16 protein-coding genes are annotated in these 16,025 nt (G+C 67.0%); 10 read left to right on the top strand and 6 right to left on the bottom strand.

The genetic code is table 11. The features are described from left to right. Window positions 1-82: 82 nt before the first annotated feature. From AC1D1G_RS11710 to AC1D1G_RS11685, 6 genes are all read left to right on the top strand, one after another. The gene (locus tag AC1D1G_RS11710; RefSeq protein ID WP_477952229.1) at window positions 83-1,762 is read left to right on the top strand and encodes an FAD-dependent oxidoreductase; all 1,680 of its coding nucleotides are present in this window, start codon (window positions 83-85) and stop codon (window positions 1,760-1,762) included. 169 nt (window positions 1,763-1,931) lie between these two features. Further along, the gene (locus AC1D1G_RS11705; RefSeq protein WP_280784596.1) at window positions 1,932-2,852 is read left to right on the top strand and encodes a L,D-transpeptidase; all 921 of its coding nucleotides are present in this window, start codon (window positions 1,932-1,934) and stop codon (window positions 2,850-2,852) included. A 98-nt stretch (window positions 2,853-2,950) separates the two neighbouring features. Beyond that, window positions 2,951-3,883 carry a carbohydrate ABC transporter permease gene (locus AC1D1G_RS11700; protein WP_283330829.1) on the top strand — a complete coding sequence of 311 codons (933 nt, stop codon included), beginning with the start codon at window positions 2,951-2,953 and terminating at the stop codon, window positions 3,881-3,883. Between the two features lie 41 nt (window positions 3,884-3,924). After that, entirely contained in the window at window positions 3,925-4,779 is an 855-nt protein-coding gene (locus tag AC1D1G_RS11695; RefSeq protein ID WP_477952238.1) for a carbohydrate ABC transporter permease, read from the top strand. Between the two features lie 18 nt (window positions 4,780-4,797). Next, entirely contained in the window at window positions 4,798-6,117 is a 1,320-nt protein-coding gene (locus AC1D1G_RS11690) for an ABC transporter substrate-binding protein (RefSeq protein WP_280784593.1), read from the top strand. Window positions 6,118-6,134: 17 nt separating this feature from the next. Then, the gene (locus AC1D1G_RS11685) at window positions 6,135-7,199 is read left to right on the top strand and encodes an ABC transporter ATP-binding protein (protein WP_283330832.1); all 1,065 of its coding nucleotides are present in this window, start codon (window positions 6,135-6,137) and stop codon (window positions 7,197-7,199) included. Window positions 7,200-7,202: 3 nt separating this feature from the next. Here AC1D1G_RS11685 and AC1D1G_RS11680 read toward each other — a convergent pair whose 3' ends face one another. From AC1D1G_RS11680 to AC1D1G_RS11670, 3 genes are all read right to left on the bottom strand, one after another. Next, window positions 7,203-9,152 (bottom strand): M13 family metallopeptidase, encoded by a 1,950-nt coding sequence (locus AC1D1G_RS11680; protein ID WP_280784591.1) that lies wholly within the window; start codon window positions 9,150-9,152, stop codon window positions 7,203-7,205. A gap of 76 nt (window positions 9,153-9,228) precedes the next feature. Beyond that, entirely contained in the window at window positions 9,229-10,200 is a 972-nt protein-coding gene (locus tag AC1D1G_RS11675) for an intradiol ring-cleavage dioxygenase (protein WP_477952227.1), read from the bottom strand. A gap of 91 nt (window positions 10,201-10,291) precedes the next feature. Further along, window positions 10,292-11,056, bottom strand: coding sequence for a pirin family protein (locus AC1D1G_RS11670; protein ID WP_283330834.1), 765 nt, complete (start codon window positions 11,054-11,056; stop codon window positions 10,292-10,294). Window positions 11,057-11,400: 344 nt separating this feature from the next. Between AC1D1G_RS11670 and AC1D1G_RS11665 the strand changes: the two genes are divergently transcribed. Continuing rightward, window positions 11,401-11,580 (top strand): hypothetical protein, encoded by a 180-nt coding sequence (locus tag AC1D1G_RS11665; RefSeq protein ID WP_005243850.1) that lies wholly within the window; start codon window positions 11,401-11,403, stop codon window positions 11,578-11,580. A 63-nt stretch (window positions 11,581-11,643) separates the two neighbouring features. On the opposite strand, the gene couM is transcribed toward AC1D1G_RS11665, so the two are convergent. The 3 genes from couM to couN are packed head-to-tail and all read right to left on the bottom strand — an operon-like array spanning window position 11,644 to window position 13,948. Beyond that, a complete protein-coding gene (couM, locus tag AC1D1G_RS11660) occupies window positions 11,644-12,117 on the bottom strand; it encodes a p-hydroxycinnamoyl-CoA hydratase (protein ID WP_283330835.1) in 474 nt (157 codons plus the stop codon). Window positions 12,118-12,149: 32 nt separating this feature from the next. Beyond that, window positions 12,150-13,040 (bottom strand): 4-hydroxyphenyl-beta-ketoacyl-CoA hydrolase, encoded by an 891-nt coding sequence (couO, locus tag AC1D1G_RS11655; RefSeq protein ID WP_172649992.1) that lies wholly within the window; start codon window positions 13,038-13,040, stop codon window positions 12,150-12,152. After that, the gene (couN, locus tag AC1D1G_RS11650) at window positions 13,037-13,948 is read right to left on the bottom strand and encodes a 4-hydroxyphenyl-beta-hydroxyacyl-CoA dehydrogenase (RefSeq protein ID WP_283330836.1); all 912 of its coding nucleotides are present in this window, start codon (window positions 13,946-13,948) and stop codon (window positions 13,037-13,039) included. The genes couO and couN overlap by 4 nt, the downstream gene beginning before the upstream one ends. Window positions 13,949-14,062: 114 nt before the next feature. Here couN and couR point away from each other — a divergent pair, with 114 nt between their 5' ends. From couR to AC1D1G_RS11635, 3 genes are read left to right on the top strand one after another with little or no spacing between them, the layout of a single operon-like run. After that, window positions 14,063-14,503: a MarR family transcriptional repressor CouR gene (gene couR / locus AC1D1G_RS11645; protein WP_009478157.1), complete on the top strand. Its 441-nt coding sequence runs from the start codon at window positions 14,063-14,065 to the stop codon at window positions 14,501-14,503. Window positions 14,504-14,509: 6 nt separating this feature from the next. Continuing rightward, a complete protein-coding gene (locus tag AC1D1G_RS11640) occupies window positions 14,510-14,986 on the top strand; it encodes a DUF3237 domain-containing protein (protein WP_283330837.1) in 477 nt (158 codons plus the stop codon). A 6-nt stretch (window positions 14,987-14,992) separates the two neighbouring features. Continuing rightward, window positions 14,993-15,901, top strand: coding sequence for a LysR family transcriptional regulator (locus tag AC1D1G_RS11635; RefSeq protein ID WP_317569941.1), 909 nt, complete (start codon window positions 14,993-14,995; stop codon window positions 15,899-15,901). Window positions 15,902-16,025: the final 124 nt, after the last annotated feature.

The raw sequence follows: 16,025 nt of genomic DNA, 5'->3' as shown, positions 1-16,025 counted from the left end.
GTTCTCGCGCAAAATTGGAACACGTTATAGTCTGGTGTCACATCCCGACGTCGGACTGCGCGTACTCAGGTAGGGGAGAACCGTGACTTATGTGATCACGCAGCCGTGCTGCAACGACGCATCGTGCGTCGATGTCTGTCCGGTCAACTGCATCCATCCCACACCGGACGAGAAGCCGTTCGCCACCACGGAAATGCTGTACATCGACCCGGACACCTGCATCGACTGCGGGGCCTGCGTCGAGGAGTGCCCGGTGGAGGCGATCTACGCGGAGAACGACCTCGACGAGGTCGACGAGCCGTACCTCGACATCAACGCGCAGTACTACACCAAGCACCCCATCGGCCCCGACTGGCCCGAGCCGCTCAAGCTGCCGCAGATCGACGCAGCCCTCGGCACGCTCCACGTCGCGGTCGTCGGGTCGGGTCCGGCCGCCTGCTACGCCGCGATGGAACTGACCGCGAAGCCGCGCGTCGAGGTCGACATCTTCGACCGCCTGCCCACCCCGTACGGGCTGGTGCGCGCCGGTGTCGCGCCGGACCATCCGGGCACCAAGGGCGTCACGGACCAGTTCCGCTCCGTCGTCGGCAAGCGCACGGTGCACTGCCACTTCAACGTGGAAGTGGGCCGGGACGTGAGCCACGAGGAACTGCTCGCGCACCACCACGCCGTCATCTACGCGGTCGGCGCGGCAGGCGACCGCACGCTGGGCATTCCCGGCGAGGATCTGGTCGGCAGCCACGCCGCCACCGAGTTCGTGGCCTGGTACAACGGCCACCCCGACTACGCCGACCACACGTTCGACCTGTCGGGGGAGCGGGCCGTCATCGTGGGCAACGGCAACGTGGCACTCGACGTGGCCCGCATCCTCGTCACCGATCCGGAGATCCTGGCGAAGACGGACCTCGCCGACCACGCCCTCGAGGCGCTGCGGGCGAGCAACATCCGCGAGGTCGTCATTCTCGGCCGCCGCGGCCCCGCTCAGGCCGCCTACACCAACCCCGAACTCCTCGCGCTCGGGCTGATGCCGAACGTGGACATCGTGGTCGACCCGGAAGAAGCGGTGCTCGACCCGGCAAGCCGCGCGTTCGTCGACGGCGACGAGGCCGAGCCGTCGCAGCGCCACAAGGTGCGGCAGGTCGAGGAATTCGCCCGGCGCACCGCCGATCCGGCGAAGAAGCGGATCGTGCTGCGTTTCCTGACGTCACCCGTGGAGATTCTCGGCACCGACACCGTCGAATCGGTGCGCATCGCGAAGAACGAGATGGTCGCGGACGCGTCGGGACGGCTCAGCGCCAAACCCTCCGACGTCACCTCCACGCTGGACACCGGCCTGGTGTTGCGCTCGATCGGCTACCGCGGTCAACCCGTGCCCGGCATCCCCTTCGACGACCGGCGCGGCGTCATCCCCAACGAGAACGGCCGGGTGATCGATCCCGAGACCGGCGCGCCGGTGCCCGGCGTGTACGTGGCGGGCTGGATCAAGCGCGGGCCGACGGGCGTGATCGGCACCAACAAGTACTGCTCCGCGGAGACGGTCAAGATGCTGATCGACGATTTCTCCGCCGGTCGGCTCGACGCGCCCGCCGAACGTGAGGCTCTCGACCGCCTGATCGCCGAGCGTGCGCCCGACGCTGTCGACTACCAGGGCTGGCAGCGGATCGACAAGACCGAACGCGCCGGGGGCAAGGCGGCCGGCCGGACGCGCACCAAGCTGATCACCATCGAAAGCATGCTCGCCGCCGCCCGCGCCGAGACCTGATCGTGAGCACTTCTTGACCACTCGGTGACACCACCTCCCCGCAGGCCGCGGAGCGGCAACGATTGCGGGCAAATTGCTCGCGGCCGGATGATGTGTGTTAATGGCAGTGCGCGATTGGTAGGTCCGTCGGGGACGCGCGTTGCACACGTCGTCGAACGAGAGTGGTCATATGGGCAAGTCAGGAATCGGTTTTTCCAGGAACAAGCACTGGTCTTCGCGCGTCGCCGTCGCACTGACCGGGGCCGTCGTCTCGGGAACTGCGCTGGTCGGGGCCGCACAGGCCGCACCGCTCTTTCCCGGTGGACCGGAGATTCCGAGTCTTCCCACCCTTCCCGGGCTGCCCGGCGCGCCGCAGCTGCCGCTTCCCGAACCGGCACCCGCGCCCGCGAACTTCTCGGCTCCGTCCCTCAACCCGGGCGCCGGCGAGGTCGTGGGTGTCGCGCAGCCGGTGATCATCCGCTTCAACGAGGCGATCGGCGACCGCGCCGCCGCCGAGCGGGCCATCAAGGTCACCACCAGCCAGCCCGTCGAGGGTGGTTTCTACTGGATCAACGACAGCCAGGTGCGCTGGAAGCCCACCGAGTTCTGGCCCGCGAACACCGAGGTCACCGTGGATGCCGGCGATGCGCACTCCACGTTCACCATCGGCGACGCGCTGGTGGCGACCGCGGACGACAACACCAAGCAGATCACCGTCACCCGGAACGGCGAAGTGGTCAAGACCATGCCGACGTCGATGGGTAAGACCGATCACGAGACGCCGAACGGCACGTACATCATCGGCGACAAGTTCCGCGACATGTACATGGACTCGTCCACGTACGGAGTCCCGGTCGACTCGGCCGAGGGGTACCGCACGTACGTCGAGTACGCCACCCGCATGTCGTACAGCGGCATCTTCGTCCACGCCGCACCGTGGTCGGTGGACGCCCAGGGCAACACCAACGTCAGTCACGGCTGCCTCAACGTGAGTACCGAGGACGCCAAGTGGTTCTACGAGAACTCGAAGAAGGGTGACGCCGTGGTCGTGCAGAACACCGCGGGCGGCGTGCTGAGCGGCTCCGACGGTCTCGGCGACTGGAACCGCTGACCCCGATTCCCACCGCGTTCTTCCCGTAGCCCGCACAGTTCAATGTGCGGGCTACGGCAATTCACCGGCTATTCGTCATCGGTCGTCAGACTGCCGCAGTGAGATCGAGTCCGCAACGTTCCCTGCCGTCGCCGGGAAAGCAGGGACTGCTCGGGCGTCCGTGGCGGGACTATGCGTTGTTCGCGGCGCTGGTGGGTCCCAATCTGGTTCTGCTCGTACTGTTCACCTACCGGCCCCTGGTCGACAACATCCGGCTGTCGTTCTTCGACTGGAACATCGCCGACCCCGTCGCCACGTTCGTCGGATGGGACAACTACCGCGAGTGGTGGAGCCGGACCGACACCTGGCAGATCGTCGGCAACACCGTCGTGTTCACCGTCGCGACCGTGGTGGGATCGATGATCGCCGGTCTCGCGCTCGCCGTGCTGCTGGACCGTAACCTGCACGGCCGCAACCTCGTCCGCTCGGCGATCTTCGCGCCGTTCGTCATCTCGGGAGCCGCGATCGGCGTGGCGTTCCAGTTCGTGTTCGATCCCCGTTTCGGGTTGATCCAGGATCTGCTGCACCGTGTCGGGATCGACTCCGTCCCCGACTTCTATCAGGACCCGCACTGGGCGCTGTTCATGGTGACGGTCACCTACATGTGGAAGAACCTCGGCTACACGTTCGTGATCTACCTTGCGGCACTGCAGGGCACGCGGCGTGAGCTGACCGAGGCCGCGGAGATCGACGGGGCGGGCCGGTGGACGACGTTCCGCCGGGTCATCCTGCCGCAGTTGCGTCCGACCACCTACTTCCTCTCGATCACGGTGATGCTGGGCTCCCTTCAGGTGTTCGACATCGTCAACGTGATGACCCGGGGCGGTCCGCTCGGCACCGGAACCACCACGATGGTCTACCAGGTCTACAACGAGTCGTTCCGCAACTTCCGTGCCGGCTACGGCGCCACCGTGGCCACGATCATGTTCCTTGTCCTGCTAGGGATCACCGTCTACCAGGTGCGGATCATGGATCGCGGTGAGGTCCGGTGACCGCGGAGACACTGCGCGAACAGCGCAGCACGGAGGTGCCGGTGGCGACAGACCCGGCCCGTGACCATCGCCGCCGGGAAGCGCTCGTGACGGCCCTGGGATACGCCGCGATGGTGGCGGTGCTGGTCATGGTGGCCCTGCCGCTGTACTGGATCGTGATGACGTCCTTCAAGKATCGCCCGGACGTCTACACCCTGCCGGTCACCTGGTGGCCCGGCACCTTCCATCCCGAGAACTACTCGGAGGCCACCACGTCGGTGCCGTTCTGGACGTTCCTGCGCAACTCCGTGATCATCACCGGGGTGCTGGCCGTCGTGAAGTTCGCACTCGGCGTGTTCAGCGCCTACGGACTGGTGTTCCTGCGGTTCCCGGGTAAGAACGTCGTGTTCCTCGGCATCATCGCCGCCTTGATGGTGCCCAACCAGATCACGGTCATCTCCAACTACGCACTCGTCGCCGAATGGGGCTGGCGGAACAGCTTTCACGGCATCATCGTTCCGCTCGCCGGGGTCGCGTTCGGAACGTTCCTGATGCGCAACCACTTCCTGTCGATCCCCACCGAGATCATCGAGGCCGCCCGGATGGACGGCGCAGGCCACTTCCGCCTGCTGTGGCGGGTGATCCTGCCGGTGTCCGGGCCCACCATGGTGGCGTTCGCGATCATCACCGTCGTCACCGAGTGGAACGAATACCTGTGGCCGTTCCTGATGGCCGACGACGCGTCCGTCGCGCCGCTGCCGATCGGGTTGACCCAACTCCAGAACAACGACGGGCTCACCAACTGGGGTCCGGTCATGGCGGGAACGGTACTCACGATGCTGCCGATTCTCGTGGTTTTCCTTGTGCTGCAACGGCGCATGATCAAGGGCCTCACATCGGGTGCGGTCAAGGGATAGCGGAGAACGAGGAGAGACATGAATCGGATGAACCGTCGGGGATTCCTCGGGCTGGCGGGCGCGGTGGCCGCCGGCGCCGCGCTGTCCGCGTGCGCCGGGTCGGGGTCGGGCTCGTCGGCGACGTCCGGCGCGGCGGGCGACGCGAACACCATCACGTTCTGGTCCAACCACCCGGGCAAGTCGCAGGACGTCGAACGGGAACTGATCAACCGGTTCCAGGCGAAATACCCCGACCTCACCGTGAACCTCGTCGACGGCGGAAAGAACTACGAGGAGGTCTCGCAGAAGTTCAACGCGGCCCTGTCGGGCGGCGAACTGCCCGACGTGGTGGTCCTGTCGGACGTCTGGTGGTTCAACTACGCCCTGACCGGGGCCATCGAGCCGCTCGACGGACTGTTCGGCGAGGTCGGTGTCGACTCCTCCGACTATGTCGACTCGCTGCTCGCCGACTACCTGTTCGAGGGCAGGCACTACGCCCTTCCGTATGCGCGGTCGACGCCGCTGTTCTACTACAACAAGCAGGTGTGGGCGCAGGCCGGACTGCCCGACCGGGGGCCCGCCACCTGGCAGGAGTTCGACGAGTGGGGTCCCGAACTGCAGCGGGTGATGGGCGGCGGCAAGCTGGCCCACGGCTGGGGCGACGCCAAGAACTACCTGGGCTGGACGTTCGAGGGGCCGGTCTGGACGTTCGGCGGGGCGTACTCGGACCAGTGGGACCTGAAGTTCGGCGACGAGAAGACAGTCGCCGCGGGGACGTTCCTGAAGGACATGATCCACACGAAGAAATACGCGGCCGTGTCGAGCGACATCGCCAACGAGTTCGGCGCCGGCATCCTCGCGTCGACCATCGCCTCGACCGGCGACCTGTCGGGGATCACCAAGTCGGCCGCGTTCGACTTCGGCACCGCCTTCCTCCCCGCGTCGGGCGCGCCGGGCTGCCCGACCGGTGGCGCGGGCCTCGCGATTCCGGCGCGGATCTCCGACGAGCGGAAGAAGAACGCGCTGACGTTCATCGACTTCGTGACCAACGGCGAGAACACCGCGTACTTCTCCCAGAACGTCGGATACATGCCCGTCCGCAAGTCCGCTGTCGAGGACCCGAGCATGAAGGCGTACCTCGACGCGAACCCCAACGCGCGCACCGCCGTCGACCAGCTCGCGAAGACCCGGTCGCAGGACTACGCCCGGGTGTTCGTGCCCGGCGGCGACCAGATCATCGGCACCGGACTCGAGCAGATCGCGCTGCAGAATGCGGACGTGGCGGCGACGTTCGCCGGCGTCGGGACGCAACTGCAGCAGATCATCGACCGCCAGATCACACCCAAGCTGCCCCAGTAGGAGGAGAAGGAACATCCATGGCCCACGTGCAGTTCGCAGGTGTCACCCACCGTTATTCCGGAGCCGATCGACCGGCGGTCGATCGGCTGGACCTCGACATCGCGGACGGCGAGTTCCTCGTCCTGGTGGGTCCGTCCGGGTGCGGTAAGTCGACCAGTCTGCGAATGCTGGCCGGCCTCGAAGCCGTCGAGGCGGGCCGCATCGAGATCGGCGGCGCCGATGTCACCGCGCTGCCGCCCCGGGCGCGGGACGTGGCCATGGTGTTCCAGAGTTACGCGCTGTACCCGAACATGACCGTCGCCGACAACATGGGTTTCGCGCTCCGCAACGCCGGCGTCGGGAAGGTGGAACGCACCGAACGGGTGCTGGAAGCGGCGCGGATGCTCGAACTCGAACCGCTGCTGGATCGCAAACCGGCGAAACTGTCCGGCGGGCAACGTCAACGGGTCGCGATGGGCCGGGCCATCGTGCGGCACCCCAAGGTGTTCTGCATGGACGAACCGCTGAGCAACCTCGACGCCAAGCTGCGGGTGAGCACCCGCTCGCAGATCGCGGGCCTGCAGCGCCGGCTCGGCACGACCACCGTGTACGTGACCCACGACCAGGTGGAGGCCATGACGATGGGCGACCGGGTGGCGGTCATGCAGGGTGGGCGCCTCCAGCAGGTGGCCCGGCCCCGCGATCTCTACGACGACCCGGTCAACACGTTCGTCGCCGGCTTCATCGGCTCGCCCGGGATGAATCTCATGGACACCCCGATCCGCGACGGCGTCGCCGAACTGGGCGACCTGCGAATTCCCGTGCCGCACTCGGCTATCGGGGACGGCTCCGTGATCGTCGGGGTGCGCCCGGAGTCGTGGGTGCTGGTGGGGTCGTGGCGCAAGGACTCGTACACCGTCGACGCCGACCTGCTCGAGGAACTCGGGGCGGAGTCCTTCGTGTACGCGTCCGGGACGTCCGGGAAGGTGGTGGTGCGGGTGGACCGCACCCGCACCGTCGCCGCGGGGGAGAGGGTGCACCTGCAGCCGAAGCCCGGCGAGGTGTACTTCTTCTCCGCGGCGACGGGGAACCGTCTGCGGTAGTCGCTACCAGATCTTGACGCGCTCCTCCGGATCCAGATACAGGGCGTCACCCGGCTGGACGTCGAACGCGTCGTGGAACGTGTCGAGGTTGCGGACCACGCCGTTGCAGCGGAACTCCGGCGGCGAGTGCGGATCGACGGCCAGCCTGCGGAGCGCCTCGGCGTCCCGGGCCTTGGTGCGCCACACCTGTGCCCAGCCGAAGAACACCCGCTGGATACCGGTGAGGCCGTCGAGAACCTCGGGCTCGGACCCTTCCGTGGCGATCCGGTACGCCGCGATGGCGATGGACAGGCCACCGAGGTCGCCGATGTTCTCACCGATGGTGAACTCGCCGTTCACGCTGTGTCCGGGCAGCGCCTTCGGCTCGAATTCGTTGTACTGCTCGATCAGCGCCTTCGTGCGCTTGCCGAACTCGGTCCGGTCGTCGTCGGTCCACCAGTCGACCATGTTGCCGTCGCCGTCGTACTTGGCGCCCTGATCGTCGAAGCCGTGGCCGATCTCGTGACCGATGACGGCACCGATTCCGCCGTAGTTGGCGGCGTCGTCTGCGGCGGCGTCGAAGAACGGAGGCTGCAGAATGGCTGCGGGAAAAACGATTTCGTTCATGCCCGGGTTGTAGTAGGCGTTGACCGTCTGCGGTGTCATGAACCACTCGTCCCGGTCGACGGGGCCGCCGAGCTTCGCGAGGTCGCGGTCGTACTCCGCCGCGTAGCCGCTGCGGTAGTTGCCCACCAGGTCGTCGCGGGAGATGGTGACGGCCGAGTAGTCGCGCCACTTGTCGGGGTAGCCGATCTTGGGCGTGAATTTCTCCAGCTTGCGGAGCGCCGCCTGCCGCGTCTCGGGGCTCATCCAGTCCAGGTCGGAAATGTTGCGCCGGTAGGCCTCCTGCAGGTTGGCGACGAGTTCCTGCATGCGGGCCTTCGCGTCGGCCGGGAAGTGGCGTTCGACGTACAGCTTGCCGACGGCCTCGCCCAGCAGATCCTGCACCAGGGACACGCCGCGCTTCCAGCGCTCACGGATCTCTTCGGCACCGGTCAGCGTCTTCCCGTAGAACGCGAAGTTCTCGTCGACCAGGGCCTGCGTGAGGTACGGGGCGCGGGAGCGGATGACGTTCCACGTCGCCCACGCCTTCCAGTCGTCGATGTCCTCGGACGTCCACAGCTCGGTCAGCGTGGTGAGGAAGTCGGGCTGGCGGACCACGATCTCGGCGAACTGCTCGGACGTGCCGCCGAGCGCGCCGATCCACGACGACCAGTCCAACCCGGCGGGGAGCTGGTCGAGGGTGAGCAGGTTGTAGCTCAGCTCGGCGTCGCGACGCTTCACGACGTCCCAATGACCGGCCGCGATCTTGGTTTCCAGGTCGAACACGCGCTGCGCGTCGTAGTCGACGCCTGCGAGGGCGAACATCTTCGCGATGTGCTTCACGTACGCCGCGCGGATCTCCGCGTGGTCGTCCTGGCGGTAGTACGACTCGTCGGGCAGGCCGATGCCCGACTGGCTGAAGTGGACGAGGTAACGCTCGGAGTTCTTGGCGTCCGTGTCGACGTAGTGGCCGACGGCTCCGCCGACCCCCGTGCGCTGCTGGCGGCCGATGACGGCGGCGAGCGCGGAGAGGTCGGCGGCCGAGGCCACGTCGGCGAGCTCGCCCGCGATCGGTGCGAGCCCCGCGGCCTCGACGACATCCGCGTCCATGAAGCTGCCGTACAGGTCACCGATGCGCTGCGCGTCGGTCCCCGGCGCCGCGCCGGAGTCCGCCGCCTCCTCGATGATGGTCTGGACGTCTACCTCGGCCTTGTCGTACAGCGTGCGGAACGCGCCGTCGATCGCCCGGTCCGCGGGAATCTCGTAGTCGTCGATCCACTTGCCGTTCACGTGGACGAAGAGGTCGTCCTGGGCGCGGGTGTCGTTGTCGAGGTGAGTGAGGTCGATGCCGGAGCGCTGAGCCGTGGTCATGCGTTCCATCCTTACACCGTTCCGCGCCGGGAGGTCCACCACTGCGCTCAGGGCGAAACAGACGACCGGGGATCGATCAGACGTCGATGCCGAGGTTGATCGCCGCGAGGTAGCCGTCCGACTGCTTGTCGACGGTCAGCAGGCCGGCGGCGTCGTAGATGCTGTCGGTGGAGTTGTTCACGTTGTTCTCGCGTCCGGTGTGATCGGAGTACGGCGCGGTCGCGTACACCTCGTCGAGCAGGGCCTCGTCGAAGAACAGCTGGGTGGTGAGCACCGTCTTCTTGTCGATGTGCACCTTCAGGTGGATGTGGGTGGTCCGGCTGATGTACCAACCGGGGAAGATGGTGGTGAACTGGGCGACACCGTTCGCGTCCGTGGTCTGGGCGCCGCGCAGGTAGGTGCCGTCGTCCGTGGTGGCGGCCTCGCTGTCGCCGACGCTGTAGGACCCGTCGGACGTCTCACCCGAACCGCCGGACATGTCGCCGCCGGGACCACCCGCACCGGGACCACCTGCGCCACCGGGAGCACCGGCCGGGGGTTGGCCGCCACCGGGTCCGCCCGCCGGAGGCGCGCCTGCGGGGGCGCCGTTGCCGCTGAGGTCCGCGGCCTCGGAACCCGACTCGAAGCCGGAGTACACCCCACCCGCGTCGCAGTGCCAGATCTCGACGACGGCATTGCTCACCACCGCGGCGGAGCCGTCCGCGGAACAATTCGTCAGGTCCTGCACCCGCAGTGCGAGCTGCAGGTTCGTGCCCGGCCGGTCCTCGCGGATGTCGCTGCGGATGGAGTCGACGTCGAACCAGTACGGTCCCTGCGTCTCCTCGACGGCCAGGACGCACCGCGGTGCCTGGTCGAGCAGGGCGCTCACGGTGTCGGCGCTCGTCGCGGCACTGGATGCGGCTGCGGTCGACGTGGCCGACGCCGACGTGCTGCTGCTCCCGTTCCCGGTGCAGGCGGCGATGAGCCCACCCAGGCTCACCGTTCCACCGACCGCCAGTGCGCGGCGGCGGCTGATGCGCAGACGGCTCTTCTCGACGTCCTTGTTCACTATGCGTACCTCTCCATGATCGGGCTGTGACCTGATCGTGGCGCACGAACCTGCGCGCAGCGTGCCGTCCGGCTGTGAACTTGCTGGGAACTCACCCGCCGAGGCGGGCGTGCATCTCCCAGACGAGGACCTCGGCGCCGGAGTGCGAGGTGACCTGCTGGCCACCGGAGGCGCTCAGCCGGACGGCGTCCCCCTCGTACAGGGTGCCGACACCCTCCATCTCCGCGGTGCCCCGGGCGACGAAGACGTGGAGGAACGGCGCTTCGGGAAGCGTCACCGATGCGCCGGGGAAGAGTCGCGCGACATGCAGGGCCGCGTGCTTGTTGTGGATCCGGATCGCCGAATTATCTTTGTATTCCGGCATTCCGGACGCAACGGGCATCAGCCCGCCCTTGAGGATCTCGTCCTCGATCTCGAGTTGTTCGTAGCTCGGAGTGAGGCCGGCTTCGTCGGGTACCACCCACATCTGGACGAAATGCACCGGCTCGTGGTGCTGCTCACCCTCGAGGCGCCAGCTGTCGTTCTTCTCGGAATGCATGATGCCCTTGCCTGCGCTCATGCGTTGCGCAAGGCCGGGATAGATGATGCCGGAGTGGCCGATCGAATCCTGATGGACGAGCGAGCCGCGCAGCACCCACGTGACGATCTCCATGTCTTTGTGCGGGTGCGTGTCGAATCCCTGACCGGGGAGCACGGTGTCGTCGTTGTTCACGAGGAGCAGCCCGTGGTGTGTGTTGTCGGGGTCGTAGTGCTGGCCGAAGGAGAACGAGTGCTTCGAATCCAACCAGGAAATCTTGGTTTTCAGCCGATCGCCGGCACGATGAACATAGACATGAGGTGTGGTGACTGCTGGCATATCGGTCCTCCTTCGGGTGGTACCCGGTCCAGAGTACGAGGTGCCGGCTGCAGGTACTCGCAAGACGGTGTCGATTGTGCATCGAATTCATCGCCTGCCGGCAGCGGTGGAGGACCCGCGTCGAAGGCGAAATGAGGTTGCGCAGTGCGACATTGGCGAACCTGACGTCCGTAAGGTGGTGTTCGGCAACAGGTTTCACCGACGGTGCGAAATGCCCGAAAGACGGGCGTCCAGTTCGTGCCGCCGTGAATGCCCGCTTCGGCCGGGCCCGCGGCGTACAGTTCGAATTGTGCGTCCGGAAGTCGCAGGATTTGCGGCCCGTCGCACACAGCGGAAGGAGCGTGATGAAGGCGAATTCGGATCGACACGATCAGCACCTCCCCGAGCACCAGCGGATCGCAGACCTCGTCGACGACATGGAAGACCGGCTGGTGGCCGAGCGCGAGGCGAAGGGAATCGCGGGCAACGCGTCCGAGCGGAAGCAGGCGGAACAGGTCGAGCCCGACGACCAGGCTCCCGAGTAGTGCGGCTTCGCCACCCGTGAGTACTTATTAACCCCGGGCGGTTAATAAGTACTCACAGGTGGGTCACTCGAAGAAGCGGTACACGGCCTCGACGACTACCGCGGGACGCTCGCTGCCCTCGAGTTCGATCTGCCCGGCGACGGTCACCTGGACGCCGCCCTTGGGCAGCTCCTCGACGGACTGCAGCGTCGCGTTCAGCCGGACGCGTCCCTCGGCGGGTACGGGGTTGGTGAATCGGACCTTGTTGAGACCGTAATTGACGGCCATGGTGACGCTGTCGACGGTCAGTACCTCGTCCCACATGGGGATGATCAGCGACAACGTGAGGTAGCCGTGGGCGATGGGCCCGCCGAACGGGCTCTCCGCCTTGGCGCGCTCGGGGTCGACGTGGATCCACTGGTGGTCGTCGGTGGCGTCGGCGAACGTGTTGATTCGCTGCTGGGGGATGTCGATCCACGAGCTGGTGCCCAGCGGCTGGCCCTCGAGTGCGGCGAGGTCGGCGAGGGTGGCGACGCGGGTGGTGGTTGCGGTGGTCACGATAAGTCTCCTGGTGGTTCGGTGGGGCCGGGTCAGTGCTTGATGCCGAGAACGCGCAGCGCGTTCTGCTTGAAGATCAGCGGCGCGACCTCGGGTTTGATGTCGAGGTTCTCGAAGTCCTTCATCCAGCGGTCGACCTGGATGACGGGGAAGTCGGAGCCGAACAGCACCTTGCCGCGGAGCATGCTGTTGGCGGCCTTGACCAGCTGCGGCGGGAAGTACTTCGGCGACCACCCGGACAGGTCGATGAAGACGTTGGCCTTGTGGGTGGCGATGGAGATCTGCGAGTCGACCCACGGCACCGACGGGTGGGCCATGATCACGGTGAGGTCGGGGAAGTCGGCGGCGACGTCGTCGAGCAGCATCGGGTCGGAGTAGCGCAGTTTGATGCCGTGGCCGCCGGGCAGCCCGGCGCCGATCCCGGTCTGACCGGTGTGGAACAGGGCGGGGACCCCGGCCTCGGTGATCGCCTCGTAGAGCGGGTAGAACTGCCGGTCGTTCGGTTCGAAGCCCTGCATGCTCGGGTGGAACTTGAATCCCTTCACGCCGTAGTCGTCGACGAGCCGGTGCACGCGCCGCACGGCGGCCTTGCCCTGCCAGGGGTCGACGGATCCGAACGGGATCAGGACGTCGTTGTGGCGGGCCGCGCCCTCGGCGATCTCCTCGACCGAGTTGGCGGCGTGTCCGCTGGCTGAGGCCGCGTCGACGGTGAACACGACCGCGGCCATGTTGCGCGAGCGGTAGTGATCGGCGATCGCGTCGATGGACGGGGTGCGTTCCTCCCCGGACTTGAAGTACTTCTCCGAGGCGGCCATCAGTTCGTCGTCGAGCGACCGGTGCCCGCAGCCGTCGATCTCGACGTGAGTGTGGATGTCGATGGCGTCGATCTTGTCGAAGTCGATGCCGTACTCGTAGCGGCTCACTTCGCCATCAGCTCCTCGGGGAATTCCTCGCCGACGGACTGGACGGCGTCGCCGAACGTGCCGTTCCACTGAGCCGCGATGTCGTCGGCCGACCAGCCACCGTCGTGGTACTCGACCGCGGTCAGGTCGGGGTGCGACCACAACGCGAGGCGGTCGCCGCCGACGGCGAACGCCTGGCCGGTGATCTCGGCGGCCGCGTCGGACGCGAGGAACGAGATGATGCCTGCGGCGTCCTCGGGGGTGCCCAGGCCCACCTCGCGGCGGATGATGTCGGGGAGCGGCTCGCCGTTCTTCATGCCCTCGATGTAGGGGGCCAGGAACGGGACGGTCTCCGTCATCGCCGTCGCTGCGACAGGGCAGACGGCGTTGGCGGTGATGCCCGCGCGCTGCAGTTCCATCGCCCAGGTGCGGACCATGCCGACGATGCCGGACTTGGCGCCCGAGTAGTTGGTCTGCCCGAAGTTGCCGCGCTGGCCGGCGGGGGAGCCGATGCAGATGATGCGACCACCGTCGCCCTGTTCGCGGAACTTCAGGACGGCTTCGCGTACGCAGGTGAAGGTGCCGCGCAGATGCACGTTGATCACGGCGTCGAAGTCGTCGTCGGTCATCTTCCACAGCACCTTGTCGCGGAGGATGCCGGCATTGGTGACCATGACGTCGAGGCGTCCGAATGCGTCGATCGCGCCGGCGACCAGCTTCTGGGCGGTTTCGGTGCTGCCGACCGGGGCGACGACGGCGACTGCCCGGCCGCCCGCGGCGGTGATCTCGGCGACGGCGGCGTCGGCGGTGGCCTGGTTGACGTCGTTGATCACGACCGCGGCGCCGTGGCGCACCAGGTCCTTGGCGTATGCCAGTCCGAGGCCCTGTCCGCTGCCGGTGACTACGGCGACTTTGTTGCTGAGGTCCATGTCGTGATTCTCCTAAGGTCGTGTTCGCTGGATCACACGTAATCATTGATGATTGAGAATGTCAATGATTAAGGTCTGCTACTCTACCGACAATCATCAGAAGGGGGTCGTCGCATGGCAGAGTCGCAGGCGTTATCGGACGACATCGGGTTCCTGCTCTCGCGCGTCGGCGGAATGGTGCTGGGCGCGGTGAACAAGGCCCTCGTCCCCACGGGTCTGCGGGTGCGCTCCTACTCGGTCCTGGTTCTCGCCTGTGAGCAGGCCGAGGGCGTCAACCAGCGCGGGGTGGCCGCCACCATGGGTCTCGACCCCAGTCAGATCGTGGGGCTGGTCGACGAACTCGAGGAACGCGGACTCGTCGTGCGTACCCTCGACCCCTCGGATCGCCGCAACAAACTGATCGCCGCCACCGAGGAAGGGCGCCGGCTCCGCGACGACGCCAAGGCGCGTGTCGACGCCGCGCACGGACGCTACTTCGAGGGCATCCCCGACACGGTCGTCAATCAGATGCGGGACACGTTGCAGAGCATCGCCTTTCCCACCTTCGTGGAGTAGGGCGCGATGACCGAGCTCCTCGCCCCGGCCCCGCCCGGCATGTCGTTCCTCGCCACGTTCGTCGTGGAGGTGGCCGAGCCGGTGGAGATCGGGTCCACGCCCGAAGGGACACGTCGCATCATCCCCATCGTCGGTGGCCGGGTCGAGGGCCCCGAGCTGCGGGGCACCGTGCTGCCCGTCGGGGCGGACTTCCAGCTGCTCAGCTCGTCCACGCTCACCGAGCTCGAGGCCAAGTACGCCATCGAGACCGACGACGGCGACCGCATCTACGTCACCAACTTCGGGCTGCGCTCGGGTACCGCCGAAGACATCGCCCGACTGGTCGACGGCGAGGCCGTGCCACCCGAGCGCATCTACTTCCGCTGCACGCCGCGGCTCACCGCCGCCGAGGGCCGGTGGTCGTGGCTGCGCTCACGGATCCTCGTCGGCACCGGCGAGCGCCTTCCCGGCGAGGTGCGTCTCACGGTGTTCGTGGTGGACTGACCGGTCGTGGAGATCCGCTGGATGAAGTCGTTCGTCGCGGTCGCCGAAGAACTCAACTACGGCCGGGCGGCCGAGGTGCTGCACATCGCGCAACCCGCAGTGAGTCAGCAGGTGCAGCAACTCGAGAAACGCCTCGGCGTCAAATTGTTCGACCGCACGACGCGATCGGTCCGGCTCACCGCGGCGGGGGAGCGCTTCCTGCAGCCGTGCAAGGACGCGCTCGCCGGAATCGACCGCGCCGTCGATGCCGCGGTGATCGCGGATCCGGCGGTGGAGGGTCGCGTCCGCGTCGGTTTCAGCGGCGCCTACGGGCAGACCGAATTGTCCTCTCTGGCACGGTCGGTGCGCCGTCGGTATCCCCTGATCGATCTCGTTCTCGAAGGGGCGACGGTCAGTGGGCAGATCCTCGACGAAATCTGGGAGGGGCAACTCGACCTCGGGATCGTCTCGGACGCGGTGTCCCACCCCCATGTGCTCACGCGGCAGATCTCGGTGGAGTACCTCAGTGCACTGCTCCCCAGCGATCACCCACTCGCCGAACGGAAGTCGATCGACCTCGCGGAACTACGCGACGAAACGTTCGTCGCGAATCCCGCCGCCACCGGATCCACGCTCCGCCGCGATCTGCTCGCCGCGTGCCGGGATGTCGGGTTCACGCCGAACATCGTGCAGGAGACCACCGACGGGATCGTCCTGACCGCCCTCGTCGCGGCGGGGGTCGGTGTGGCGCTCGTGCCGGGTGACGTCCAGACGTATCCCAATCGGGTGGTCCTGGTTCCCCTCGATGCCGGCCGATACGAAGTCCGGGCCGCGCTGGCCTGGTCGGACCGTCCCGTATCGCCGGTGGTGCGGACGGTCCTCGACCTCGCCGACGAGGTGCTGCCGTCGCCGGATTCCATCGCCGACGAGCAATAACGATCGCTTATCAATCGGTGCCGATACTGCTCTTGGACGGTGATCGGTTTCTTTGGCAGAGTCTCCCTCGGCGGCGCGGATGTGACCTGGACGACTCCGATCCCCGGTGCCGCACCCGCCTCGA

The organism is Rhodococcus sp. P3_B8, assembly GCF_056402775.1.
Note: the sequence above shows the minus strand (reverse complement) of the source record. Positions and strands in the feature narration are given on the sequence as shown.